Genomic DNA, 25,146 nt, shown 5'->3' with positions numbered 1-25,146 from the left:
TTCCGACTTCGTCGCGGTTATCCACATAGCGCAACCCGGTACTGTCGCCGGGGACGCAGCCGCCGCGAAGCTGGACTTATGACAGCTCCCGATCACCTGAGAATTACCGGCCCCGAAGACATTCTGGGCTTCATCCCGCACTCCCTCGGTTACTGGCCGGAAGACAGCCTCGTGGCCATGACCTTGCAGGGCAAACGCCTCGGAGCCACCTTGCGGGTCGACCTCCCCGTGCCCGGAGGCGGCTCAGGCCGGAGGGACATGCTGGCCGGTTTTGCCCGGAATGTCGTGGCCTATCTGCAGGCGGACGACGCGGCTGACGGTTCGCTGCTGGCCTTCTTCACTGACGCTGAGGCCGGCGCCGACACGCAGACGGACAGCGCCGGCGACGGCCATGCGTGGGCGGACTTGCTCAAAGAACTCGAGCTTGCCCTTGAGGCAGCCGGATTGCCCGTGAGGGACGCCTGGATTATCGGTACTGAGTTCTGGCGCAACGCAGACTGCAGCGATCCGGAATGCTGTGGGATGCCCGGCCGTCCGGTCGAACAGATCAGGAACAGCAGGCTCAACGCCGAGATGGTCTACCGCGGCAGCAGCGTCGGCGCGGTCCCCGGCGCCCAGGGGACCACCCCGGCGCCGCTGCCGGTGGACCCCGCGGTGAGCCTTGCCGAGTGCGGCTGGGCGGAGCAATTCTCTCCTCGACGGCGGGACCGGGCCCAATTCGACCAGGTCCTCGACGTCTGGATGATGGCCATGCAGGCCGCCATTGGCCAGGAGCACCTTCCTTTCCCCACCGCGGGTGACGTGGCTAGGGGTGCCGTCCCCGACCCCGGAACCACCGACGCCGGGACCGACGCCGGAACCACCGGCTCCGGGACCGATGCCGGAACCACCGGCTCCGGGACGCCCGATCCCTGGACCATTGGCCGGCCGCTTCAGCTCTCACCGGAACTCGCCGGCTACCTGCGGGCCAGCCTGTGCATTCCGTCGTGGCGGGACGCGGTCCTGGTGATGGCGGCCGCCGGACGGTCCGCGGCCGAACGCGGCGCCGAGGACTTCGGTATCTTCGACCCGGACCCCGGGTCCGCCGCTTTCCCCGATAACACGCCCGCCTCATGGCTCGGACCGACGCCCAGCCCCCTGCCGGGTCCAATGTCCGGCCGCACTTCCCGCACCAAGTCCGCTCCGCGGACGCCTCTGCCGGTGGCACCCGGCAGCGGCGGGTCCGCCGCCGGCGCCGTGCCTGCTGCCGGGGCTGTTCCCGGTTACGGGGAAGTCCTGCTCGGACTGGCGCCGTCGGTCCCGGACTGGACCCTGATGGGCGGGCTCGAGCGGGTCCTGGAACGGCTCGGCCGTCTTGGTGACGGGGAGGCAACGGCAGCCGCCGTGACGGCGCTGGGCTGGATCGAATGGTGCCGTGGCCGCGGCTCCTACGCCGACGCGCTCTACCGGCAGGCCCTGCAGGGCCACCCGGGGTACAGGCTCGCGGAACTGCTGGCGGAGCTTGGCCGGCGCGGCACCCTTTGCGGCTGGGCTGCCAGGCGGGAGGCGGCCTGGCAGAAGTTTGCCCCGGACGCGGCATGAGGTCCTGACGCGGCGGGCGAAGCCGCCGCGATATCGCCGACCCGGCGTCGCGAAAGGCACCCGGCCTGAAAACCGTGAGACAATGGTTGCCGAGACCCGGTTGGGTCCGTGTATCAAGTGCCCTAAATGTTCCTTGGAAACAGGGAACATTAAGGCCGCGCCAGCAGTTCTACTAAGTGGCTCTGCTGGTCGTGGTTGCACCTGATGTTGAACACGGACTTGACAGGGTCATAGTGGTGTTGCCCGTATGGTGATTCCGCAGACCGCAGCTAGAAAGGTTTTCAGTGACCCCGTCTTCCGCGAAGAAGGAACCCGCCGACCAGGCCGAATTGTCCCCTGAGGAGAAGAAGGCGGCGACCAACGCCAAGCGCGCCGCCACGCGCGCAGCCAACAAGGCTGTCAAGGACGCCGCTTCCGCAGAGGGTGGCGACACCGTAACCGGAGTCGCCAAGCCTGAGCCCAAGAAGCGCGGGCCCAAGCCCGGCGCGAAAGCCGCGGCAGAAGCCGCCGGCAACTCTGCCAGTACGTCTGACGATGACGTCGACGCCGAAGAGGATCTCGACGACATCACGCCCGACGCCGCCGAGCTCGGCGACGAAGTAGAAGGCGAGGAAGTCGCCGGCAAGGCCGCGGCCACCACCGGCTCCGGCTTCGTCTACTCCGACGCCGACGACGACGACGCTCCGGTGCAGCAGGTTATGTCTGCCGGCGCCACCGCCGACCCCGTCAAGGACTACCTGAAGCAGATCGGCAAGGTCGCCCTGCTGAATGCCGAACAGGAAGTAGACCTGGCCCTGCGGATCGAGGCCGGTCTCTTCGCTGAAGAAAAGATCGCCGCCGACGACGGCACCATGGACCCGAAACTCAAGCGCGAGCTCGAATTCGTCATCCACGACGGCAAGCGCGCCAAGAACCACCTGCTGGAGGCCAACCTCCGCCTCGTCGTCTCGCTGGCCAAGCGCTACACCGGGCGCGGCATGCTGTTCCTGGACCTGATCCAGGAAGGCAACCTGGGCCTGATCCGTGCGGTGGAGAAATTCGACTACACCAAGGGCTTCAAGTTCTCCACCTACGCCACCTGGTGGATCCGCCAGGCGATCACCCGCGCCATGGCTGACCAGGCCCGCACCATCCGCATCCCGGTGCACATGGTGGAAGTCATCAACAAGCTGGCCCGAGTCCAGCGCCAGATGCTGCAGGACCTCGGCCGCGAACCCACCCCGGAGGAGCTGGCCCTCGAACTCGACATGACCCCGGAAAAGGTCGTGGAGGTCCAGAAGTACGGCCGCGAGCCCATCTCGCTGCACACCCCGCTTGGCGAGGACGGCGACTCCGAATTCGGCGACCTCATCGAGGACTCCGAAGCCGTGGTTCCCGCGGATGCCGTGAGCTTCACCCTGCTGCAGGAACAGCTGCACTCGGTGCTGGATACGCTCTCCGAGCGCGAAGCCGGCGTGGTAGCGATGCGCTTCGGCCTTACCGACGGCCAGCCGAAGACTTTAGACGAAATCGGCAAGGTCTACGGTGTGACACGTGAGCGCATCCGCCAGATCGAATCCAAGACCATGTCCAAGCTGCGGCACCCGTCGCGCTCACAGGTCCTGCGCGACTACCTGGACTAAGCGCCACTGGTCGCAGACCGGGTAAAGGTTCTCAGCAATGCGGGGTCTCTTCCCGCCCATCCTCACCGGAGGAACGGGCAGGAAGGGACCCCGCATTGCTTTTTGCCGCCGCAGCCGGGTGCACGGCACTTAACCGAACCGGCACCTGACGAAACAGCACTTAACGAATCAGGGCCCCTCCGGTATGGAGGGGCCCTGATGCAGTGGTCTCAGGTCGCCCGGAACCCTGTAGGGCGACGGGCTGAAGCCGGTGCGGTCTAGTCGACCGGAACCGGGGCCTTCTGGTGAAGGCGGTCAGTCTCATCATGCCAGTCTGAACTGAGCGGCTTGAGTGTCGGTTCTACGGCGCGTGCGTGGTGGCCGCAGAAAAGAAGCTCACCGCCGGAGGCACCGAGAACAACTCGGACATATGCCTGTGCTCCGCAACGATCGCACCGGTCTGCGGCGGTCAGTGTGCGGTCCGCAACTGCTGTTGTCATGTTCGGCCTCCTTAGTAGATCGGTATACCTATATAACCAGCATTCGTGGCCAAACCATGGCACGGATGGCCTACTTTCGCTGTCCGCGTATCACGTCTCAGTAACGGCGGGTGGCCGGAGAGCCCCCGCGGGGAGTGGCAGACCGTCGATCACCCGGAGTCCGACTAACCTAGGAAGTGCGTCAAATTCTGTGACTGCCGCCTGCGCACGCTGCGGTGGCTGTCCCGATCCTTTAAGGAGTTCACGACCCGTGGCACCCAGTTCTGATTACACCGCCCGGCACCTCTCCGTGCTGGAGGGCCTCGAGGCCGTCCGTAAGCGCCCGGGCATGTACATCGGCTCCACGGACTCCCGCGGCCTCATGCACTGCCTCTGGGAAATCATCGACAACTCCGTCGACGAGGCCCTCGCCGGCTTCGGCCACGACATCAAGATCATCCTCCACGCGGACAACTCAGTCGAGATCCACGACGACGGCCGCGGCATCCCCGTGGACGTCGAACCGAAAACCGGGCTGACCGGCGTCGAAGTCGTCTTCACCAAACTGCACGCCGGCGGAAAGTTCGGCGGCGGCTCCTACACCGCTTCCGGCGGCTTGCATGGCGTGGGCGCCTCGGTGGTCAACGCGCTCTCGGCCCGCCTCGACGTCGAAGTGGACCGAGGCGGCAAGACGTACAAGATGTCCTTCCGCCGGGGGGAACCGGGCCGGTTCAAGGATCCGGGCACCAAGCCGGACCCCGCGACCCTGTTCGAACCCTTCATCGACGGCTCTGTGCTCGATGTCGTGGGCAAGGCCAAGCGCGGCGTGACCGGAACCCGGATCCGCTACTGGGCGGACCGGCAGATATTCACGCCCGACGCCAAATTCTCCTACGATGACCTCGCCGCGCGTGCCCGCCAGACCTCGTTCCTGGTCCCCGGACTGAAGCTCACGGTCCGGGATGAACGCAGGATTGCCGGCACGCCCGGAGAATCGGGCCCGCATGAAGAGGTCTTCCACCACGACGGCGGCATCTCCGAATTTGTCGACTTCCTCGCCGCCGACCCCGCCGTCACGGATATCTGGCGCCTCCACGGTGCCGGGAAATTCAAGGAAACCGTCCCCGTCCTCGACGAAAAGGGCCACAGCCAGCTTGCGGAGGTCGAACGCGACTGTGAGGTCGACGTCGCGCTGCGCTGGGGGATCGGCTACGACAGTACGGTCCGGACCTTCGTCAACATCATTTCCACGCCCAAGGGCGGCACCCACCAGTCCGGCTTCGAGCAGGCCCTGCTCAAGACCTTCCGCAAGGCCGTGGAGACCAATGCCCGCAAGCTCAAGGCCGGCAACGACAAGATCGAAAAGGACGACATCTTCGCCGGCCTGACCGCGGTCCTGACCGTCCGGCTGGCCGAACCGCAGTTCGAGGGCCAGACCAAGGAAATCCTGGGCACCTCCGCCGTCCGGGCCATTGTGGCCAAGGTGGTGGAACAGGAGATCACCGCGAAGCTGACCTCCGCCAACCGCAACGACAAGGCCCAGTCCGCGCTGCTGCTGGAAAAGATCGTCAGCGAGATGAAGTCCCGCATCTCGGCGCGCGTCCACAAGGAAACCCAGCGCCGCAAGAATGCGCTGGAAACCTCCTCCATGCCCACCAAGCTGGCCGACTGCCGTACCGACGACGTCGGACGCTCCGAACTGTTCATCGTCGAAGGTGACTCCGCGCTCGGCACCGCCAAGCTGGCGCGGTCCTCCGACTTCCAGGCGCTCCTGCCGATCCGCGGCAAAATCCTCAACGTCCAGAAAGCCTCGGTGGGGGACATGCTCTCCAACGCCGAGTGCGCTGCCCTGATCCAGGTGGTGGGGGCCGGTTCCGGCCGCACGTTCGACATCAGCGCCGCCCGGTACGGCAAAGTGATCCTGATGACCGACGCCGACGTCGACGGCGCCCACATCCGGACCCTGCTCCTGACGCTCTTCTTCCGCTACATGCGTCCGATGATCGACGAGGGGCGCGTCTTCGCCGCCGTCCCGCCGCTGCACCGGGTGGAGGTCGTCAACGCCGGCCAGAAGGCCAACGAGATGATCTACACCTACTCCGAGGCTGAGCTCCATGTCCTGCTGGCGCGGCTCGCCAAGGAGGGCAAGCGCTACAAGGAGCCCATCCAGCGGTACAAGGGGCTGGGCGAAATGGATGCCGAGCAGCTGGCCGAAACCACCATGGACCCGCGGCACCGGACGCTCCGCAAGGTCGGGATCGAGAACGCCAAACAGGCCGAAGAGACTTTCGACCTCCTCATGGGCTCGGACGTGGCGCCGCGCAAGGACTTCATCATTGCAGGCGCCGCCAATCTGGACCGGGAGCGCATCGACGCCTGACGTTCCGTCGGCGGGGACGGGCTGGCCGGAAGAACGGCCTTAGCCGAGCAGGCCGGGGACCAGCAGCAGGGCCGTCGGCACGGCCAGGAGCAGCACGCAGCAGGCCAGGACAGCGGCGCGCAGCGGTTCCGACAACGGCGGCTGCGGCGAGAGCAGGCGGCTGACGCGTGACGCCGTCGTGCCCGCCGAGCCGCTGCCTCCGGTGGCGCCGGGCTGGCTGGGGTCGCCGTCGGCCACGCCGGGCTCGCCGAACGCCAGGCGCACCGCGGGGGTGGCCGGGGACCCGCTGGCCACAATGGCAATCGCCCTGATCAGGGTCGCCTTGCTCTCCGTCTTGAGCGCGACGTCGTCGGCCAGCATCTCGATCAGGGAGTTGACCGACTCCTGCGCCAGCCGGGTGGTGGGCAGCCACGGCAGCGCCTGGCGCCACGCGGCGAAGGCCCACAGCAGGAGGTGGTGGCGCTGGCTCAGGTGGGCGTTCTCGTGAATTAGCACGGCACGCAACTCATCGGGCTCCAGGGCGGCCATGAGGCCGTCGGAGAGAACCGTCACGGACCGTGCGCCGCCGGGCAGGCAGTACGCCACCGGCGAGTCCACGTTCAGGACCATCGTCCCCGGGCCGTCGGAGGACGGAGACGCCAGGAGGTCCAGCAGCTCGCGGTGGCGGCGGCGCTGGCGCTGGATCTTGTAGTAGGTCAGCAGCAGGGTAAATACCAGGTGCGCCGTCAGCAGGGCCGCGGCCGAGAGCGCAAAGATGTGCCAGAAGCCCAGTTCCGTGGTGGGGGCATTGTGGAAGACCATGCCAGCCAGCGCCCGCAGGCCGGAGAGCAGGTTGTCCCCGACCGGCTCGAGCCCGTAAACCAGCATGGCGCCGATCATGGACAGGCCACCGGCCAGCGCGATCGCCTGCCACAACAGCATCGCCGTGAAGGGGGAGCGGGCCGGCCACTGGGCACGGGAGAGGAGGACAGGCACCGGCCACGCCAATGCTATCGCCAGGACCGCCAGAAAATATGAGGTCCAGAACATCGGGCGCTAGCTGCGGCCCAAAAGCTTGCGCAGGGTTTCTGCCTCGTTATCCGTGACGGAACCAATGAACCGGGCCAGGACGGCTTCGCGGTCCGGAGCGGAGCCGAGGACCTCGTGCATGAGTTCCGCGGTGTGGTCCGCACGGCTCGAGACGGCCTGGTAGCGGTGCGGGCGGGTGCCGCGTTCGCGTTCCACCAGACCCTTCCGCTCAAGGCGCGAGAGTACGGTCAGCACCGTGGTGACCGCGAGGTCTTTGCCCACGTGTCCGGCGCTCCCGTCCTGGGGCTGGGTGCTTTGTGCGAGGAGGTCCCGCAGAGTGTTGGCTGTCGCAGCTTCTTGGCCTGCCCAGAGCAGGTCCATCACTGCCCGTTCCAGTTCACCGAGACTTGCCATTGCGTACATCCTTCTATGCCTGCCGCGCCGGCGTCATGCTGGGAAACTGCTGGTGCCTGCCGGGGCGGTGTGTGTGAATACTTCGTTTACAAATTTACCGCGTTTTGCGCATTCTTTCTACATGAAGTAGAACACGGCCGCCCGGCGTGTCGCGCCGCCGACCCGGGGTGGCGGGAGAGGGCCTTTGTTCCATTGCAGGCCGTGACGTGCCGTGGGAGTCTGGGTTACGGGGAAGCGACGATGTGTTCTACACTCTGTAGAAGAATTACTTCTACGCCACGTAGAAGTTGCTCGGACCTAGCCAAAAGTAGGGACTGCCTTGGACGCCTTGGAAATCGCACGCTGGCAATTCGGAATCACCACGGTCTACCACTTCATGATGGTGCCGCTCACGATCGGCCTCGGGCTGGTGGTGGCTGTGATCCAGACGCTCTGGTACCGCACCGGCAAGCCGGAATATCTGCGCATGACCAAGTTCTGGGGCAAGCTCTTCCTGATCAACTTCATCATGGGCGTGGCCACCGGCATCGTGCAGGAGTTCCAGTTCGGCATGGCCTGGAGCGAGTACAGCCGCTTTGTCGGTGACGTCTTTGGCGCCCCGCTGGCCCTGGAAGCGCTGTTGGCGTTCTTCGTCGAGTCAACCTTCCTGGGCCTGTGGATCTTCGGCTGGAAACAGCTCAAGCCCGCCGTCCACCTGGCCTGCCTCTGGATCGCCGTCATTGGTTCCGTCTTCTCGGCCTACTTCATCATCGTGGCCAACAGCTGGATGCAACACCCCGTCGGCGTCGAAATGGTCAACGGCCGGCCCGTCATGACCGACGCGTGGGCCGTCTTCACCAACAACACGGCCCTGGTCGCCGTGCCCCACACGCTCTTCGGCGCCCTCGCCGTCGCCGGCGGGTTCCTGCTCGGCATTGCCTGGTACCACCTGTGGCGCCGCCGCCACGACGGCATCGACACCATCGGGGCCGACGGCAAGGTGATCCCCGGCGAAGCCGCCGGCATCCTCGGCCGGGACCGCAGTGACCACACCGTCTGGATCCGCTCGCTGAGGATCGGCGCCGTCGTCGCCATGATTTCCTTCGCGGGCACCGCCGTCACCGGAGATCTGCAGGGCAAGCTCATGTTCGAGCAGCAGCCCATGAAGATGGCCGCCGCCGAGGCGGCCTGCCATGATGGCACCGGCTTCTCGGTCCTCAGCGTCGGCAACCTCGGCGCCAAGAACTGCGATGACATCGTGGCCGTGATCGAGGTCCCCGGCATCCTGTCCTTCCTGGCCAAGGGCGACTTCACCACGGAGGTCAAGGGCGTCAACAGCCTGCTGGGCGAGTACCAGGCCAAGTACGGCACCACCCTGCCGGACAACCCCATCTACGGGGACCGCGCCGGACAGCAAATCCAGTACGTGCCCGTCATGGAAGTCACCTACTGGGGCTTCCGGATGATGATCGGCTTCGGCGGCGTGGCCGCCCTCGCCGCCCTCCTAGCACTGTGGGCCACCCGCAAGGGAACCGTGCCGGCCTCCCGCGGCCTCATGCGCCTGGCGGTGTTCGGGATCCTCGCACCGTTTGGTGCCAACGCGGCGGGCTGGATCTTTACCGAGATGGGCCGACAGCCGTTCGTCGTCGCCCCCAACCCGGACCCCAGCGGCATCGACCAGGTCTTCATGTTCACCGCCGCGGCCGTCTCACCGGGAGTTTCGGCCGGAGAGATCCTGACCTCCCTCGTGGTCCTGACCTCCATCTATGCTGTGCTGCTGGTGGTGGAGGTCAAGCTCCTGGTCAAGTACATCCGCGGCGGCGTGGCCTCTGCCATGCCGGAACTTGCCCACGCTGCCGTTGACGAAAACGAGGACACCACCCCCCGGGGCGGTCCCGGCAAACCCGACGACGACGTCCTGGCGTTCGCCTACTAGGCGCCCGCCCGGCAACCCACCACCCAGCAACCCACACGAAAAATACGCAGAGGATTCTCAGCATGGAACTGCTACCCACCATCTGGTTCGTTGCCATCGCGGTGCTGTGGACGGGCTATCTCTTCCTCGAGGGCTTCGACCTCGGCGTCGGCATGCTGATGAAGGGATTCGCCCGGAACAACACGGAACGCCGCGTCCTGATCAACACGATCGGCCCGGTCTGGGACGGCAACGAAGTCTGGCTCCTGACCGCCGGCGGCGCCACCTTCGCGGCGTTCCCGCTCTGGTACGCCTCGCTGTTCTCCGCCCTGTACCTGCCACTCCTGCTGGTCCTCGTGGCGCTCATTTTCCGGGCGGTCGCCTTCGAATACCGCGGCAAGGTGGACAACCCCCGGTGGCGCGCCCGCTGGGACTGGGCCATCTCGGCAGGGTCGTTCGTCGCGGCCTTCGGCGTCGGCGCCGCACTGGCCCTGACCACCACGGGACTGCCGCTGAACGCCAACGGCGACCGAGAGGGCGGCCCGTTTGCCTGGTTCAGCGGCTACGCCGTGCTCGGCGGGCTCGCCGTCGTCGGATTTTCCCTCCTGCACGGGCTCGGGTTCCTGGCCCTGAAGACCGACGGCGAGGTACGCCACCGGGCGCGGGCCTGGTTCGTCCGGCTGCTGCCTGTGCTGCTGCTGCCCATGGCCGGCTGGGCGGTGAGCCTCCAGCTCCTCAGCGGCGAGGCGTGGACCATCGCCGCCGTGGTCGGCGCCGTCGCCGCCGCAGTCCTGGCGTGGAATTTCGCCCGCAAGGGTGCCGAAGGCCGTGCCTTCATGTCGCTGGGTGCATTCCTCCTGCTCGGCAGCGCCTCCATCTTCGGTGCCGCCTTCCCCGTGGTCCTTCCGTCCACGCTGGATCCCGCGTTCAATCTCACCGTCTCCAACGCCTCGTCCTCCGACTACACCCTGGGCCTGATGAGCATCGTGGCCTGCATCGGGCTGCCGCTGGTCCTGGCGTACCAGGCCTGGACGTACTGGGTGTTCCGGCGCCGGGTGAGCGCAGCGCATATCCCGGAGGCGCACAGCTTCCTTCCCGCGATCGCCGCCAAAGCGCTGGCACCGAAGGACTAACTTCCCAGATGAGACCGTTCCCCGCCGGCCCCTCGACCCGTTCCGCCCTCTACCTGCTGGGACTGCTTGCCGCCCTGAAAGCGCTCTCGCTCGTGCTCATGGCGCAGGCTGTGGCATCGATGCTCGCCGGGCTCGCCGCTCATGACCCCGCCTGGGCAGACCAGCTGGTTCTGGGCGCCGCGGGGGCGGTGCTGCGCTCACTGACGGTATGGGGCCAGTCCGTGGCCTCACGCCGGGCGGCGCTCGGAGTGAAGGAGGAGCTGCGCTCGCAACTGCTGGAGCAGGCGCTCAGGAACGGCACGCGGTCTGCCGGGCCCGCCGACGGCGGCCTCGCCGTGCTCGCCACCCGGGGGCTGGACGCCCTGGATAGCTACTACACCCAGTTCCTGCCCGCGCTGGTGAACTGCGCGGCCATTCCGCTGCTGCTGGGCGCCCGCATCCTGTTCGCCGACTGGGTCAGCGCCGTGGTGATCGTGCTGACGGTGCCGCTGGTGCCGCTGTTCATGATCCTGATCGGGCGGTACACCGAGGAACGTGTCAGGGACGCCCAGTCCGCGCTGGCACGGCTCTCCGGGCACATGCTCGAGCTCGCCAAAGGCCTGCCCGTCCTCGTGGGCCTGGGCCGGGCCTCCGCCCAGCGCCAGGCGCTGGAGGACATGTCCGAGGAATATCGTTCCCGGACCATGGGGACTTTGCGCACGGCCTTCCTCTCCGCCCTGGCCCTGGAGCTCATCTCGACGATTTCCGTGGCGGTCGTCGCCGTGTTCATCGGCGTCCGCCTGGTCAACGGCGACATGGCGCTTGAGGCAGGGCTGCTTGCGCTCATCCTCGCTCCCGACTGCTACCTTCCGCTCCGGGAGCTCGGCACCGCACACCACGCCAGCGACGACGGCCGGGCAGCGCTCGCCGAAACCACAGCGGTCCTCGCGGACCCCGGAGCCGCACCCCTGGATCCGACGCCGGCCTCCGTTCCTGCTGCCGGCCCGCCCGCCGTCACCGTGGACGGACTGACCGTCCGCTTCGGCGGACGCACGGACGCCGCCGTCGGACCGTTGAGCTTCACCGCCGCCGCCGGCCAGATCACGGCACTCGACGGTGCCAGCGGCGCCGGCAAGAGCACCGTGCTCGGAGTCCTCGCCGGGACCATCGGGACGGACGCGGGGACCGCCGTGTCCGGACGCCTCGGAGGATTCACGACGGCGGATCTCGCCTGGGTGCCACAGCATCCCGTCATGTTGGCTTCCACGGTGCTGGACGAGATCCGCCTGTATCTGGGCGTTCCCGACGATGAAGCCGACGCCGCCGCGGCCGGCACCGAGGCGGGCGCGGAAGCCGATGCGGCAGCGCAGCGGTGCCTGGCAGCCGTGGGCGCGGGGCACCTGGCGGCCAAGCACCCGGCCGAGCTGAGCCCGGGGGAGCTGAGGCGGGTTGCTCTGGCCCGCGGGCTGGCGAGGATCGAGGCCGGCGCCCGCGTACTGCTCCTGGATGAACCCACCGCCCATCTGGACCGGGGATCGGCCACACTGGTCAATCGGGCCCTCGCCGGGCTCCGGGGAAAGGTCACCGTGCTGCTCGTTGCGCACGACCGGCACACCCGGGACCTTGCCGATACTCTCGTCGCGGTTACGCCGGGAGCCGGCGGCCACCACGGCGGTGAACTTCCGGCCCTCGTCCCGCCACTGCCGGCATCCGCCGGGGGAGAGCCGGGCGTGCAGGCGGCGGCCACCCGGGCGCCCTTCCTCGTGGACGCCGCGGCGCCGGGCCAAAGCCAGACCCCGGACCCAACCCCGACCCCGGATCCGGCCCCGGGCCGCCCCGAAACCGGCCCCGCTCCTGCCGCGGCCGCCGGTTCGGTCAGCTCAATCGGCTCCGGCCCGTCCGGCCCGTCCGGTTCGGTCCCTGCCCAGCTGCGTCGCCTGCTGGCCCCGGTCAAGGGCCGGTTCGCCGCCGCCGGAGCCGTAGGCACGTTGGCGGCCCTGTTCGCCGTCGCCCTCGCGGGGCTGTCCGGCTGGCTCATCATCCGGGCCAGTGAACAGCCGCCCATCCTGTACCTGCTCACCGCGATCGTCGGCGTGAGGTTTTTCGGCGTCGGCCGGGCGTGCCTGCGGTACTCCGAGCGGTTGCTGCTGCACGATGCCGTGTTCGCCGCCTTGACCCGGCTCCGGGGCCGGCTCTGGGAGTCGCTGAGCCGCCGGGCGCTGTCCCTGCGCCGGCTCCTGCAGGGCGGCAACGTACTCGGCACGGTGGTGGACGACGTCGACACGGTCCGCGAGCTTTTGCCCCGCGTCGTGCTGCCGCCCGTGACCGCCGTCGCTGTCGCCGCGGCCGCAGTGGCCGGGATCGGGCTGCTGCTTCCCGCTGCGCTGCCTGCCGTGGCCGCGGCAGCGCTGCTGAGCATCGTCGTTGCCCCCGCCCTGGCGTTGGCCGCCGACCGCATGTCTGCCGGCACCGAACAAAACCTCCGTTCCGGCGTGCTCCGTCACGTTGCCGCAGCCCTGGACGCCCGCGCGGAACTGCACGCGAACGGCGTCAGCGCCCCCGTGCTCAATGCGATTGGCCGGGCGGACCGGGCCGCGACGGCAGCCTCACAACGGTCGGCATGGGCGGAAGGTCTCGGCCAGTCCCTGACCGTCCTGGCCTGTGCCGGGGCCGCCCTGGCCAGCGCCGTGCTGGCCGCCCCGCTCGCCCTGAGCGGCGCGGTCGAACCGGAGACTGTTGCCGTCGTCGTCCTCGTGCAGCTGGCCCTGGTGGACCCTTACGCGGCCATCACCACGGCCGTGCGGCAGTATCCCGCGCTGCGCGCCGTGATGCGGCGGATCGGCGCGGCAGGAGTCCTGGAGGCGGGGGCGGTCAGTGACGCGGACGGCGGCGCCGCAACGGGTGGACTGGTGCCCGTGGCTTCGCGGCCCGGCGGCCGGCCAGGGATTGAACTCGTGGACCTCGCTGCCGCGTGGCCTGGCGGCGGAAATGTCTTCAGCGGACTCACGGCCGAGGCCGGCCCCGGGCGCTGGCTGGCCGTCACCGGCGCCTCCGGCTCCGGCAAATCGACCCTGCTGGCCACGGTCCTGGGGTTCCTGCCGGCGGCCGGCGGCCACCTGTACCTGAGCGGACGCGCCGCCTGGTGCCCGCAGGAGGCACACCTGTTCGATTCGACCATCCGCGGCAACCTTCTCCTGGCGCGGCCGGAGCCAGCTCCCGCCAGGACGGACAGTGCGCAGCGTGGACCCGGCGGCGCCGTGGTGGCCAACGGGGACGAGCAGATGCGGGCTTCCCTCGACGCCGTCGGACTCGGCCCGATGCTGGCCCGGCTTGAGGCCGGCCTGGACACCCGGATCGGCCCGGGCGGGGCCTTCCTCAGCGGCGGAGAGCGTACGCGCCTGGCCGTTGCGCGCACGCTCATGACCGGGGCCGACGTCATCCTGCTCGATGAACCGACGGCGCACCTCGATGCGGAGTCAGGCAGGCTCATGCTCGCCGAATTGCGCGACGGGCTGCGCGACCGGACCGTTGTCCTGGTCACCCACAACCCGGACGATATCGACGCCGCGGACACCAGGCTGGACCTGGACGCCGCAGCCGCGGCTGCCGCCGTGGGCGCCGCGGGCGAGGGTCCAGCGGCGGCAGCCGTGCTGGCGCGCGGGTAACCCGCCTATTAGCCTGTTGCCATGAACCGCAACGGCGAGCTCCACCCCCGGCCCGCACTCGATCCCCGGCTGTCCTGGCGGCCGGCGGAGCGCCGCTACCTCGACGCGTGGGCCGGGCTGATTGCCCGCACGGCCGCCGTCGAGCAACCCGTCTGGTTCGAACGCCAGGCGGATCTGGAACAGATCCTGGAGTCGAAAAATAACCCGGCAACGGCAAACACCATCATCGGCTTCGATCCGGAGGGCGTTGCCCGGGCTTACGGCCGGATCACCAAGAACCGCGACGGTGACAAGGCGAACGGCTCCGGCTGCGTTGACCCCGAGTGGCAGGGGAGCGGGATCGGCACCTCGGTGCTGGGCTGGATGGAACAGCGGACCAGGGACCGCTTTGCCGAGGACGGGGGGACCGGGGACGTCCCGCGCCCGAGACTGCGGCTCCATACCGAACAGCAGCACCAGCACCAGGCCGCCTTGTTTGCCGGTTCCGGCTACGGCGTTGTCCGCTATTACAACGAGATGCACCGGCCACTGAACCAGGCTGTGCCTGAATCCTCCCTGGACCCCGGACTGGAGCTCGTCACTTTTGGGCCGGAGTTGCATGAACCGGTGCGGCTGGCGCACAACGCGGCATTCCGGGACCACTGGGGCAGCGAGCCCCGCGACCAGGAGGGTTGGGGCTTTGTGGTGAATGATCCGCAGGCCCGGCCGGACCTGAGCGGCGTCGTGCTGGACCGTTCTAGCGGCACGGTGGCCGGGTACCAGTTGGCCACCCACGACGTCGGGGCCGCCCTGACCCGCGGCTTCCGCGAAGGCTACACGGAGCTCCTCGGCGTCCGGCGGGAGTACCGTGGCCGGGGCATCGCGCAGGTGCTCTTGGCCGATGCCATGCGCCGCTTCGCGGCCGCGGGCATGGACGTGGCCTCGCTGGATGTCGACTCGGAAAACCCGACCGGGGCCCTCGCGCTCTACATCAAGATGGGCTATGTGGCCGTCAACCGGAGCATGGCGTGGGACAAGGAGCTTCAGCCGGCAGCGCCGTAGGGGCCGCCTCGGGGAACCGCAGACCTGCGCCTGCCCGCCGGCCGTCCGCGTGGCTGCCGTCCGCGCGCCAGTTCTGCGCGTTAGCCGTCTACGTCGTGGAGATGGTGGACGACGTCGTGCAGGAAATACTGCGCGAAGGTCAGGACAGTGAACACTGAGCCGTTGCTCCGGGTCCCCAAGCGGACCCAATCCTCCTCCGTTACCCGTGCGAAGGACGCTGCAATCTGCTCGCCCTCGGCCGTCAGCTCGACGCCGACCTGGGCTGGATCGGCGTTGGCGTAGTCCTGCTCGATTGCCGTCTTGTCCTGGTCCCAGTCATCGAACCGGGCATCGTCCTCGGACAACATGAGGGACAGGCGGTGATCGAAAAGCGTGAAGACGTCCCGGACGTGGCAGCCATACTCGAGGACGGACCACGCTGCCTCGTTGGGCCGTTCCGTCGCGTCCGGACGTCGGAGGGCTGCACGCCACCGCGGGAGCATGCTGATGACGATCCCCGGCGCCGTGGCCGGGGTCGCGGCGGAGGCATGGAAACCGCACTCGGGGCAGGGCCGCGACAGGACCCAAGTCCAGTCCTTGGAATCCGGAATGATAGGCATTCCAGCAGTGTAGGTGCATTTGTTCCGCCGGGCATCCCGACCCGTCGCTGCAGCCGGTGCGGCACCCAGGTACGAGGCCAAAGCAGCACCGCCGTCGGCCGATGCTTTGACGACGTCGGCCGTGGCCGCCCAGTTGACGGCCCCGGTCCGAAGACGGACCGGGGCCGGGACGCTGCTAGAGGCTGGCCAGCAGGTCCTTCATCTCCTGGATTTCAGCTTCCTGGGCGGTCACGATTGCCTTGCTGAGGCTGAGGGCGTCCGGGTTCTTGCCTTGGCTGCTTTCAGTCTTGGCCATCATCACCGCGCCCTCGTGATGGGCGATCATCTGGGCCAGGAACAGCTTGGCCGCGTCGTTGCCCTGGGCGGCGTCGAGCGTCTTGAGGTCGTCGTCGCCCATCATCCCGTCGCCCATGCCATGGCCGGACGCCATCTGGGTGGGTTCGTTCCAGGTCTTGAGCCAGCCCGTCATCTGCGCGATTTCGGGTGCCTGTGCGGCCTTGATCTTGGTGGCGAGTGCGGTGATCCGCACGTCCATGCCCTGTTTCCTGAGCATCATGTCGCTCATTTCCACGGCCTGGGCGTGGTGCGGGATCATCCCTTGGGTGAACATGGTGTCTGCCGTGTTGTGGTCTGCGGTTGCGGGGGCTGAGCTGGATGCCATGCCCATGCCCGGCATGGTGTTAGTGGGTGTGCTTCCGGAGGTGCCGGCGCAGCCGGCAAGGGCGATGGCGGCGGAAATGCCGAAGGCAGAAATTGTGGCAGAGATGGTCAGGGTTTTCTTCATGGGGTCAAGTCCTTCAATCATCAATCGGCGTTGTGGCACGCCTGCGGATGACACGCCCGCGCCGCTGGAAGAACGGGATGGAGCGTGTCGGGTAAGTAGGGACGCCGGGCACGACACGGCGCGATCCCGTCTTACGTCCGGCTGATGGACAGATCGCCCGGCGAAGGACTTGCGGGGCGATAGAAGTAGGCCCTGACGGCGGCGTCGCCGTGCGTGTCCGGGTTGTGCATTGAGGCCGGTGCCGTGCCAGGCGGGGGCGCGGCCAGGGACGTCATTGCCGCCGAGGGCACACAGGCCGAGTGCATTGACGCAGCGTCGGCGCAGTTCGATTGGCATACGCACGAAGCCGCTGGGGCAGCGGCCCGGCTGTCGGCCGTCAGGTCGGGACCGGCTGGGGTCGCAGGGCGCGGAGCCAAGGAGTCATGGCCCATGGTGCGCTCTTGCAGGGCATGGGCGGCCGGATGAGGTGCGAGGCCGGTCTCCGGCCGGGAAGACGACCCCGCGGTTTCCGCGGAGGATGTCACCGCGGTCATGGCATGAGCGCCATGCATTCCGGTCATGATGTGCATCCCGAGGAATCCAGCCATGACGGCCAGCAGGCCCACTAGCAGGAATCCGCGGCGAAGGGCGGTTGCGGCATGGCCCATGAAAGCTGCGGCCATGGCATTCTCCCTCCGGTTGGCAGTGTTGGACGGTAGCCAGGTTAAGGCTACAGGCTGCGCATTGGCCGGGCCGTCGTCGGGATACTTGCTCCCGCTGGGCTAGCGGACTTCGATGACGCCCATCATTCCTTGGTCCTCGTGGTCCAGGATGTGGCAGTGGTACACGGAGCGGCCGGTGAAATCCTTGAAGTGGATCCGGACCCGCACCTGTCCGTTGGCGGGTATGTTGACGACGTCACGCCAGACGGGCTGGCCCGGCGCCTGCCTCTGTTCTTCGATGATCTGCATCGGCCAGACGTGCAGGTGGAAAGGATGGTCCATCGGGCTGGGATTGATCAGGGTCCACTCCTCCACCGTCTGCGCGGCCACGGTGGTGTCCGTCCGGCTTGCGTTGAATTCACGGCCGTTGATGGTGAAAGTCATTCCCATCCCCATACCGCCGACGGCGAAGGTCAGCTGCCGGCGAGCGGCAACGGCCGCGGTCCTCAGGTCTGCCGCTGCGGGCCGGGCCGGCACCGCCGGAGGAGGAGCGGCCGGGGCGCCGGAGACCGAGAGGGTCGCCAGCACGAGATCCCCTGTGCCCTGCGCGCCGTTGGGGGCTGGCCCTGCCGGCCCCATCACGCCGGCCATGCTGCCACGGTTGTAGTAGACGGCACCGAGAGTGGCGTCGCCCTCGACAGCTGTGACCAGGACATCTGCACGGTTGCCCGGCGCCAGCAGCACCTCGTCCACGTTCCAGGGTGTGGGGAAGCGGCCGGAATCCATGCCGAGGAGCTGCATCTGCTGCCCGTCCAGGCGCAGCTGCAGGTAGCGGGCCACGCACGCGTTCACGATCCGCCACCGCTCACGCTCGCCCGGCCGGGCGGAAAGTTTCGGGTTGCTTTGGCCGTTGACCAGGACAAGTTCACCTTCCCGGCCGAGCATCCGGTCCATGGGCGAGGGGCCGGCGACGGTTCCGGAGCCGTCCAGGGTGATGTCAGAGACGACCATCACCCGCTCGCGGCTGACGTCCACGGGCTGTGCGTCCTCGACGATGATCGCACCGAACAGGCCGGCGAAAATCTGATCGGCGACCATGCCGTGATGGTGGGGGTGGTACCAGTACACGCCGGGCGGGTGATCCGCAGGGAGCCGGTAATCGTAGCGGAACGAGTGGCCGGGCTCGACGACGTTGAAAACGTTGTCTCCGTTGCCCTGGGGTGAAACGTGGAGTCCGTGGACGTGCAGGTTTGTCGGGACGTCCATGCTGTTGACCAGCTCGACGGCGAACACGTCCCCACCCCTCAAACGCAGGGTTGGGCCGGGGATTCCGCCGTTGTAGCCAAGCGCCGAGGCCTGCTGGCCGCCGAGCTGCACTGAGCCAGCTGACGCTTCGAGCCGGACCTGCAACTGTCCGTTGCTGCTGCGCAGCTGCTTCGGCTCGGTGAAGTCTCCGCCCGCGACGGACGCGAACCGGGAACTGACCGTCCACCAGAGCCCGGCTCCGCCGGCGGCTACGGCTGCCGTGCCGAGGCCGCCCAGCAGGAGCGCGTTCCGGCGGCTCATTGGGAGCACTATTGGTCCTCGCCGAGAACCTTTAGCTGCTCGCGGTATTGCTCCGCCGTCAGTTCACCCCGGGCAAAGCGTTCATCGAGGATCTGCCGGGCCCGGCTCCTGCCCGGGTAGGGCCCCTGCGGTCCCTGCATCCCGCTGTGACTGCCGCCTCCGGCAAACATGCGCACGGCGACCAGTACCAGCAGCGCTATGCCGATGAGCAGGAGAATGCCCCACATCCACATCCAGGCCATATTCATGCCGTAGCCCCACATCAAAACCGGTGCCCTTTCGCCTCAGACCATTGCTATTCCGATTCTTGGGCCGACCCCGGCTGCCCGGTAGAGTCCGAAGGCCTCCCCGCCCGGGAGCCTCGAGCTACACGCACTCACGGATATCGAGTGCGCGCATGCCCGGCCGTGCCCCGCCGGCCAAGGAAATCGGCGTCGCGGTTTCTCAGGTACGTGGGGGATGTGGAGGAGTATCATTCCTTCCGGGGGGCGGGCCTGGAAAGAGAATAGCCATGCTCAAGGACAAGCAAGTCGGCGCAGTGCTACCGGCAGCGGACATCGCCCGTGCACGGGATTTCTACCGCGATAAGCTCGGACTCGAACCCGAGAACGCGGATGCCGAGGACAACCTGCAGTACAAGTGCGGCGGCGGTACCGGGTTCCTCCTGTACCAGACGCCCAATGCCGGAACGGCCAAGAACACGCAGATCGGCTGGGTGGTCGATGACCTTCCGGGTGCCGTTGCGGAACTCCGGGCCAAGGGAGTCGTCTTCGAGGAATACGACTTCCCGGGCCTAAAAACGGAGGACGGCATCGCCACCACTCCGGACGGAAGCTCGGCCGCGTGGTTCCTGGACACGGAGGGCAACATCCTGAGCCTCAACCACATGCCCTAGCGCCGGCCCACAGGATGCGGGCAAGGCTTCCGGGACTGAGATCGCCGGAGGCAACGCCGGATCACGAATCCCGGCCGGAGCGCGACAGCGCCGCCGGCCGGATTTCGTTCGTCCGCGGTCCTACGTGTCGTTGCCGGCTTCCGGGTCCTCTGACCACGCCATGCTGGGTCCAATGGCGTCGATCGCCTGGGACAGCGGAATGCCGGAGCCGTCGCGGCGGCCATGCTCGCCGGGGAGTGAGCGCGCCACACCTGCCAGGGAGGACGCCTTGGCCGGCCCGTGCCCAGCCCAGCCGAGCAGCAGCGTGTCCTCGCCCTTGAGGAAACGGTGTGCCCGCACCCCGGCAGTCGCCCGGCCCTTGACCGGGTACTCGGCCAGGGCGGTGACCTTCGCGGCCCCGGGGGCTGTGCCCGGCAGCGCGCCTTCCGTCCCCGCGATGGTCACGACGACGGCGGCGGCGTCAGCGGGGCTGGCGGTCCCGAAGAACATCACCCGGTCCCCGGCGGCCAGCTTGATCCCGGCCATGCCGCCGGCGGTCCGGCCCTGCGGGCGGACGGCGGAGGCACTGAAACGCAGCAGTTGGGCCTGGCGCGTGATGAAGACGAGGTCGTCGTCGTCGGACCCGGCGGGGGCAACGCCCACCACGGTGTCCTTGTCCTTGAGCGCGATCGCTTCCCAGTCTTCGCGGTTCAGCGGATAGTCCGGCTGCACCCGTTTGACCACGCCGTGGGCGGTTCCGATTGCCAGAACCTGGTCCAGCGGCGCGAAGGCCACCAGCGATTCCCCCTTGAGCAGAGTGATGAAATCCTTGGCCGCTACCCCGCCGGCCATGTTGGGGGTACCCGAGGTTGGCGGCAGCACAGGCATGTCCATGACCTGCAGGCGCAGCATGCGGCCCTGCGAGGTCACGGCGGCGATCTCGCCGCGGGCGGTGGTTTTGACCACGGAGGAGAAGACGTCATGCCGGGTCCGCGGTCCGGCCTCGGCCAGGCTGTCCTGGTTGGCGGTGCGGGCAATCTGCCCGGACACGGTGAGGATGGCCCAGCAAGGATCGTCCGCGATCTCAAGGGCCAGCGGTGCGGCCTTGCCCTTGACCCCGGCGGCTGCGCCCAGTGCCGCGGCGACGGTGGGGGAGACGGCCTCGGATTCCAGCAGGACGGTCCGGCGCGGTGTGCCGTACTTCTCCGCGATCTCGCCGAGTTCGTCGGACACCAGGGCACGGAGCAGCGCGGGGGAGCCCAGGATCGCTTCAAGCTCCGCGATCTCCCGGCGGAGCTCCTCTTGCTCCTTCTCCAGCTCGACCCGCGAATATTTGGTCAGCTGCCGCAGCCGCAGTTCCAGGATGAAGTTGGCCTGGATCTCGGAGAGATCGTAGATGGACATCAGCCGGGTACGGGCCTCGGCCACCTCGTCGGAGGACCGGATGATCTGGATGACCTCGTCAATGTCCACGATCGCGACCAGGAGGCCCTCGACCAGGTGCAGGCGGTCCTTCTTCTTGCCCAGCCGGAAGGCGGTGCGGCGCCGGACCACATTGATCCGGTGGTCCACGTAGACCGAGAGCAGCTGGAGCAGCCCGAGGGTCTGCGGCTGGCCGTCGACGAGCGTCACATTGTTGATGCCGAAGGAGTCTTCCATCGGGGTGTAGCGGTAGAGCTGCTGGAGCACGGCAGTGGGATTGAAGCCGTTCTTGAGCTCAATGACCAGGCGCAGGCCGTGCTTGCGGTCGGTGAGGTCCACGACGTCGCTGATGCCGGTGAGCTTCTTGCCGTTGACGGCATCCTTGATCTTCTCGATCACCTTCTCCGGGCCCACCATGTAAGGCAGTTCCGTGACCACCAGGCCGGTGCGGCGGGCCGAGAGCTGCTCGATGTCCACCTTTGCCCGGGTCTTGAAGGAGCCGCGGCCGGTGGCATAGGCGTCGCGGATGCCGTCCAGGCCCACAATCCGGCCACCGGTGGGCAGGTCCGGGCCGGGGACGAACCTCATGATGTCCTCGAGCGTGGCGTCCGGGTTGTCGATCAGGTGCCGGGCCGCGGCGATGACCTCCACCAGGTTGTGCGGGGCCATATTGGTGGCCATGCCGACGGCGATGCCCGTCGCGCCGTTGACCAGCAGGTTGGGGAACGCGGCCGGCAGCACGTCCGGCTGGGTCAGCTGGTTGTCGTAGTTGGGAACGAAATCGACGACGTCCTCGTCGAGGTGGTCGGTGAGGGTCAGGGCCGCGGCCGCCAGCCGGGCTTCCGTGTAGCGGGGGGCCGCCGGGCCGTCGTCGAGCGAGCCAAAGTTACCGTGTCCGTCGATCAGCGGCAGCCGCAGGGAAAAGTCCTGGGCCATCCGCACCATGGCGTCGTAGATCGCGGCGTCACCGTGCGGGTGCAGCTTGCCCATGACCTCGCCCACCACGCGGGCGCTCTTGACGTGGCCGCGGTCCGGGCGCAGCCCCATGTCGGACATCATGTAGAGGATCCGCCGCTGGACGGGCTTCAGGCCGTCGCGGGCGTCGGGAAGGGCCCGCGAATAGATCACCGAATAGGCGTATTCGAGGAATGAGCCTTCCATCTCGGACGTGACATCGATATCGACGATGTTCTCAACGAATTTTCCTGCGGAATCGTGGCTGGGTTCCCCTGCCGGGGGCGTGGTTTGGCGGCGTGCCATAAGGCTGGTGGATCCTTCTGAGGGGTGCTGAACGGGTACTGCGTAAGTTTATGACTAGGCTAAGCCTATGGTGGATCAGCCGGCGGACGGCGTATATCCGGAATATTGGGAAGCCGATGTTGTCCTGCGCGACGGCGGCACGGCGCATGTGCGCCCCATCCACCCCTCCGATGCAGATGCGGTCCAGGCCTTCCACGTGGGCCAGTCCCAGAAGTCCATCTACATGCGCTTCTTCGCCTTCAAGTCCAAGCTTTCCAGCAAGGAACTCAAGCGCTTCACCGAGGTGGACTACAAGGACCGGGTGGCCCTGGTGATCACCATCGGCGGCGAAATCCTGGGCATCGGCCGTTACGACCGGCTCGATGACCCGGCCGAGGCCGAGGTCGCCTTCAACATCGCCGACGCCCACCAAGGCCGCGGCATCGGCTCGATCCTGCTCGAACACCTCGCCGCAGCGGCCCGCGAGAACGGGATCCGCAAGTTCAGCGCCGAGGTGCTTCCGGAGAACCGCAAGATGCTCATGGTCTTCTCCGACGCCGGCTACGACGTCAAACGTCACTTCGACGACGGCGTGGTCAGCCTCGAGTTCAACATCGACCCCACCGACAAATCCCGCGCCGTGATGGAATCCCGCGAGCACCGCGCCGAAGCCCGCAGCATCCAGGAACTGCTCGCTCCGGCGTCCGTGGCCGTGATCGGAGCCAGCCGCAAATGGGGCACCGTGGGCTACCAGCTGCTCGAGCACGTCATCGAAGGCGGCTTCAGCGGCCCGGTCTATGCGATCAACCCGGAGGCCCTGGAACTGGCCGGCATGCTCTCCTTCGCCCGGCTCTCCGAGGTTCCCGGCCCGGTCACGCTCGCCATCATCGCGGTCCCGTACGACGAGGTCCCCAAGGTGGTCCAGGAATGCGCGGCCGCCGGGGTCAAGGGAATCGTGGTGGCCACCGCGGGGTACGCGGACGACGGCGAACGCGGCCTGGCGCGCCAGCGCGAACTGGTGCGGCAGGCTCGAGAAAACGGCATGCGCGTGATCGGCCCGGCGTCCCTGGGCATCGTCAACACCAACCCGGCCGTGTCCCTCAACGCCTCGATGGCACCGGCCCTGGCCCGTCGCGGCGGGTTGGGGCTGTTCAGCCAGTCGGCCGCGATCGGCGTCTCGCTCTACGCGGCCTCCAGCCGGCGCCGGGTTGGCATCTCGACCTTCCTCTCGGCCGGCAACCGCGCCGACGTCTCCGGCAACGACATGATGCAGTACTGGGAAGACGACGCCGACACCACGGCGGTGGGCCTGTACCTGGAATCGATCGGCAACCCGCGCAAGTTCTCCCGGCTGGCCCGCCGGCTGGCCCGCACCAAGCCGGTGATTGTGGCCAAGTCCGACGCCATGGGCCTGAACCTGCCGCCCGGGCACTCTGTCCGCACCACCCAGGCTCCCTCGGAAGCGCTGGATGCCATGATGCGGCAGGCCGGGGTGATCCGGGTCGAGACCATCGAAGAGCTCATGGACGTCGCCCAGATCGTCTCGAGCCAGCCGCTGCCCGGGGGCCCCGGAATCGCCGTCTTCAGCAACTCGCGCGCCCTTGGCAAGGTGGTAGCAGACAGTGCCGCCCGCCAGGGGCTCGGCGTGGAACGGATCGTGACAGACATGGACCTGGACGCGGGCATGTCCCGGGCGCTGCCGGCCCTGCGCCGGAGCCTGCAGGAAACCCTGACCGCGGACACGGTGTACGCCGCGGTGGTCGCGCTGCTGCCGGCGCACGGTCTCACCGTCGAAAAGATCGCCGGAGTGCTGGCCGAATGCTCCGCGGCGGCCGGCAAGCCGGTGGTTGCCGCCTTTAGCGGAATCCTTGATCCCTCCATCTATGTGGAGGGAATGGTCGGCGCCGAACCTGAACAGCCGCACCAGCCCGCGCCCGCTCCGCCGGTCCCGTGCTACTCCAACCCGGGTGCGGCGGTCGCGGCCCTTGCCGCCGTCGTGCGCTACGCCCAATGGCTGGACCGGGACCAGGGACTGTTCGTGGAGCCCGAAGGGTGCCACCCGGAGGCCGCCCGGGCGGACCTGGAGCTGCTGCTGCGCGATGTGGGCGGCGAGCAGCTCGTCCGGCTGGACCAGGACACGGCCGCCCGGCTGCTGGGCCACTACGGCATCCGGCTGGTCCCGTCCGTCGGGTTCGAGACGGCGGAGGAGGCCGTGGCCGCGGCCGGGCAGCTCGGCTGGCCTGTGGCCTTGAAGACCACGGACCCGGCACTGCGGCACCGGCTGGACCTGGGAGGTGTGCGGCTGGACATCCAGGACGCCGATTCGTTGCGGCGCAACGTGCTGGAGATGCGCAAGTCGCTCGAGCGGTACGGCTCGCCGTCCCTGGAAGTGCAGACCATGGTACCCGTGGGGCAGGCCTGCACTTTCCGCGCCATCGAAGACCCGCTGCTGGGGCCGGTGATCTCCTTCGGCCTGGCCGGAGACGCCGTGAACCTGCTCGACGACTGGGCCCACCGCGTGCCGCCGCTCTCCGGCTCCGACGTCCACGACTTCATCCGGGCGCCCCGGGCGTCGCGGAAGCTTTTCGGCTACCAGGGCCTGCCCGCCGTCGACGTCGCGGCACTCGAGGACCTCGCCGCCCGCCTCACCAGGCTGAAGGACAACCACCCGGAGATCGCGCTGGTGCATTTCAATCCCGTCCTCGCCGGGCCCGATGGTGCCTCGATCCTGGCCGCCGATGTCAGGATCGCGAACGCCGCCCAGCGGACCGACAGTGCACGCCGGGCGATGCGCAGTTAGGGTCTAACCTCCCCGGCTGCAGCCCGCCTCCAGGGCCCGGCAGTTA

General features: G+C 68.1%; 17 protein-coding genes. 9 read left to right on the top strand and 8 right to left on the bottom strand.

Features of this window, described 5'->3' with window-relative positions; all coding sequences use genetic code 11:
• Window positions 1-78: 78 nt before the first annotated feature.
• A complete protein-coding gene (locus tag AC1D1A_RS15640; RefSeq protein ID WP_476948111.1) occupies window positions 79-1,581 on the top strand; it encodes a DUF4192 family protein in 1,503 nt (500 codons plus the stop codon).
• 284 nt (window positions 1,582-1,865) lie between these two features.
• Window positions 1,866-3,203 carry an RNA polymerase sigma factor gene (locus AC1D1A_RS15635; protein ID WP_018772396.1) on the top strand — a complete coding sequence of 446 codons (1,338 nt, stop codon included), beginning with the start codon at window positions 1,866-1,868 and terminating at the stop codon, window positions 3,201-3,203.
• A gap of 257 nt (window positions 3,204-3,460) precedes the next feature.
• Here the strand turns inward: AC1D1A_RS15635 and AC1D1A_RS15630 are convergent, their stop codons facing one another.
• Window positions 3,461-3,682, bottom strand: a complete 222-nt coding sequence (locus AC1D1A_RS15630) for a DUF7455 domain-containing protein (protein ID WP_026266251.1) — start codon at window positions 3,680-3,682, stop codon at window positions 3,461-3,463.
• Window positions 3,683-3,932: 250 nt separating this feature from the next.
• On the opposite strand from AC1D1A_RS15630, the gene AC1D1A_RS15625 reads away from it, so the two are divergent.
• The gene (locus AC1D1A_RS15625) at window positions 3,933-6,041 is read left to right on the top strand and encodes a DNA gyrase/topoisomerase IV subunit B (protein WP_018772397.1); all 2,109 of its coding nucleotides are present in this window, start codon (window positions 3,933-3,935) and stop codon (window positions 6,039-6,041) included.
• A gap of 39 nt (window positions 6,042-6,080) precedes the next feature.
• Here AC1D1A_RS15625 and AC1D1A_RS15620 read toward each other — a convergent pair whose 3' ends face one another.
• The gene (locus AC1D1A_RS15620; protein ID WP_223917105.1) at window positions 6,081-7,070 is read right to left on the bottom strand and encodes a M56 family metallopeptidase; all 990 of its coding nucleotides are present in this window, start codon (window positions 7,068-7,070) and stop codon (window positions 6,081-6,083) included.
• Between the two features lie 6 nt (window positions 7,071-7,076).
• Window positions 7,077-7,463 (bottom strand): BlaI/MecI/CopY family transcriptional regulator, encoded by a 387-nt coding sequence (locus tag AC1D1A_RS15615; RefSeq protein WP_018772400.1) that lies wholly within the window; start codon window positions 7,461-7,463, stop codon window positions 7,077-7,079.
• A gap of 319 nt (window positions 7,464-7,782) precedes the next feature.
• On the opposite strand from AC1D1A_RS15615, the gene AC1D1A_RS15610 reads away from it, so the two are divergent.
• The 4 genes from AC1D1A_RS15610 (at window position 7,783) to AC1D1A_RS15595 (ending at window position 15,175) form a co-directional block, all read left to right on the top strand.
• Complete coding sequence (locus AC1D1A_RS15610) at window positions 7,783-9,378, top strand: cytochrome ubiquinol oxidase subunit I (RefSeq protein ID WP_476948110.1); 1,596 nt, start codon at window positions 7,783-7,785, stop codon at window positions 9,376-9,378.
• Between the two features lie 62 nt (window positions 9,379-9,440).
• Complete coding sequence (gene cydB / locus AC1D1A_RS15605; protein WP_230008859.1) at window positions 9,441-10,490, top strand: cytochrome d ubiquinol oxidase subunit II; 1,050 nt, start codon at window positions 9,441-9,443, stop codon at window positions 10,488-10,490.
• Between the two features lie 8 nt (window positions 10,491-10,498).
• A complete protein-coding gene (cydD, locus tag AC1D1A_RS15600; RefSeq protein ID WP_476948109.1) occupies window positions 10,499-14,134 on the top strand; it encodes a thiol reductant ABC exporter subunit CydD in 3,636 nt (1,211 codons plus the stop codon).
• Between the two features lie 21 nt (window positions 14,135-14,155).
• Window positions 14,156-15,175: a GNAT family N-acetyltransferase gene (locus tag AC1D1A_RS15595; protein WP_476948108.1), complete on the top strand. Its 1,020-nt coding sequence runs from the start codon at window positions 14,156-14,158 to the stop codon at window positions 15,173-15,175.
• 80 nt (window positions 15,176-15,255) lie between these two features.
• On the opposite strand, the gene AC1D1A_RS15590 is transcribed toward AC1D1A_RS15595, so the two are convergent.
• The 4 genes from AC1D1A_RS15590 to AC1D1A_RS15575 form a co-directional block, all read right to left on the bottom strand.
• Complete coding sequence (locus AC1D1A_RS15590) at window positions 15,256-15,774, bottom strand: DinB family protein (RefSeq protein ID WP_476948107.1); 519 nt, start codon at window positions 15,772-15,774, stop codon at window positions 15,256-15,258.
• A 175-nt stretch (window positions 15,775-15,949) separates the two neighbouring features.
• The gene (locus AC1D1A_RS15585; RefSeq protein ID WP_476948106.1) at window positions 15,950-16,558 is read right to left on the bottom strand and encodes a DUF305 domain-containing protein; all 609 of its coding nucleotides are present in this window, start codon (window positions 16,556-16,558) and stop codon (window positions 15,950-15,952) included.
• 761 nt (window positions 16,559-17,319) lie between these two features.
• Window positions 17,320-18,765: a multicopper oxidase family protein gene (locus AC1D1A_RS15580; protein ID WP_476948105.1), complete on the bottom strand. Its 1,446-nt coding sequence runs from the start codon at window positions 18,763-18,765 to the stop codon at window positions 17,320-17,322.
• A gap of 8 nt (window positions 18,766-18,773) precedes the next feature.
• The gene (locus AC1D1A_RS15575) at window positions 18,774-19,013 is read right to left on the bottom strand and encodes an SHOCT domain-containing protein (protein ID WP_476948104.1); all 240 of its coding nucleotides are present in this window, start codon (window positions 19,011-19,013) and stop codon (window positions 18,774-18,776) included.
• A gap of 263 nt (window positions 19,014-19,276) precedes the next feature.
• Here AC1D1A_RS15575 and AC1D1A_RS15570 point away from each other — a divergent pair, with 263 nt between their 5' ends.
• Window positions 19,277-19,660, top strand: a complete 384-nt coding sequence (locus AC1D1A_RS15570) for a VOC family protein (RefSeq protein ID WP_223917085.1) — start codon at window positions 19,277-19,279, stop codon at window positions 19,658-19,660.
• A gap of 120 nt (window positions 19,661-19,780) precedes the next feature.
• Here AC1D1A_RS15570 and AC1D1A_RS15565 read toward each other — a convergent pair whose 3' ends face one another.
• The gene (locus AC1D1A_RS15565; RefSeq protein WP_476948103.1) at window positions 19,781-22,321 is read right to left on the bottom strand and encodes a DNA gyrase/topoisomerase IV subunit A; all 2,541 of its coding nucleotides are present in this window, start codon (window positions 22,319-22,321) and stop codon (window positions 19,781-19,783) included.
• Between the two features lie 67 nt (window positions 22,322-22,388).
• Here AC1D1A_RS15565 and AC1D1A_RS15560 point away from each other — a divergent pair, with 67 nt between their 5' ends.
• Window positions 22,389-25,100: a bifunctional acetate--CoA ligase family protein/GNAT family N-acetyltransferase gene (locus tag AC1D1A_RS15560; protein ID WP_476948102.1), complete on the top strand. Its 2,712-nt coding sequence runs from the start codon at window positions 22,389-22,391 to the stop codon at window positions 25,098-25,100.
• Window positions 25,101-25,146: the final 46 nt, after the last annotated feature.

The organism is Arthrobacter sp. P1_B9 (genome assembly GCF_056406495.1).
The sequence above is the reverse complement of the archived record's forward strand: the minus strand, read 5'-3'. Positions and strand labels throughout refer to the sequence as shown.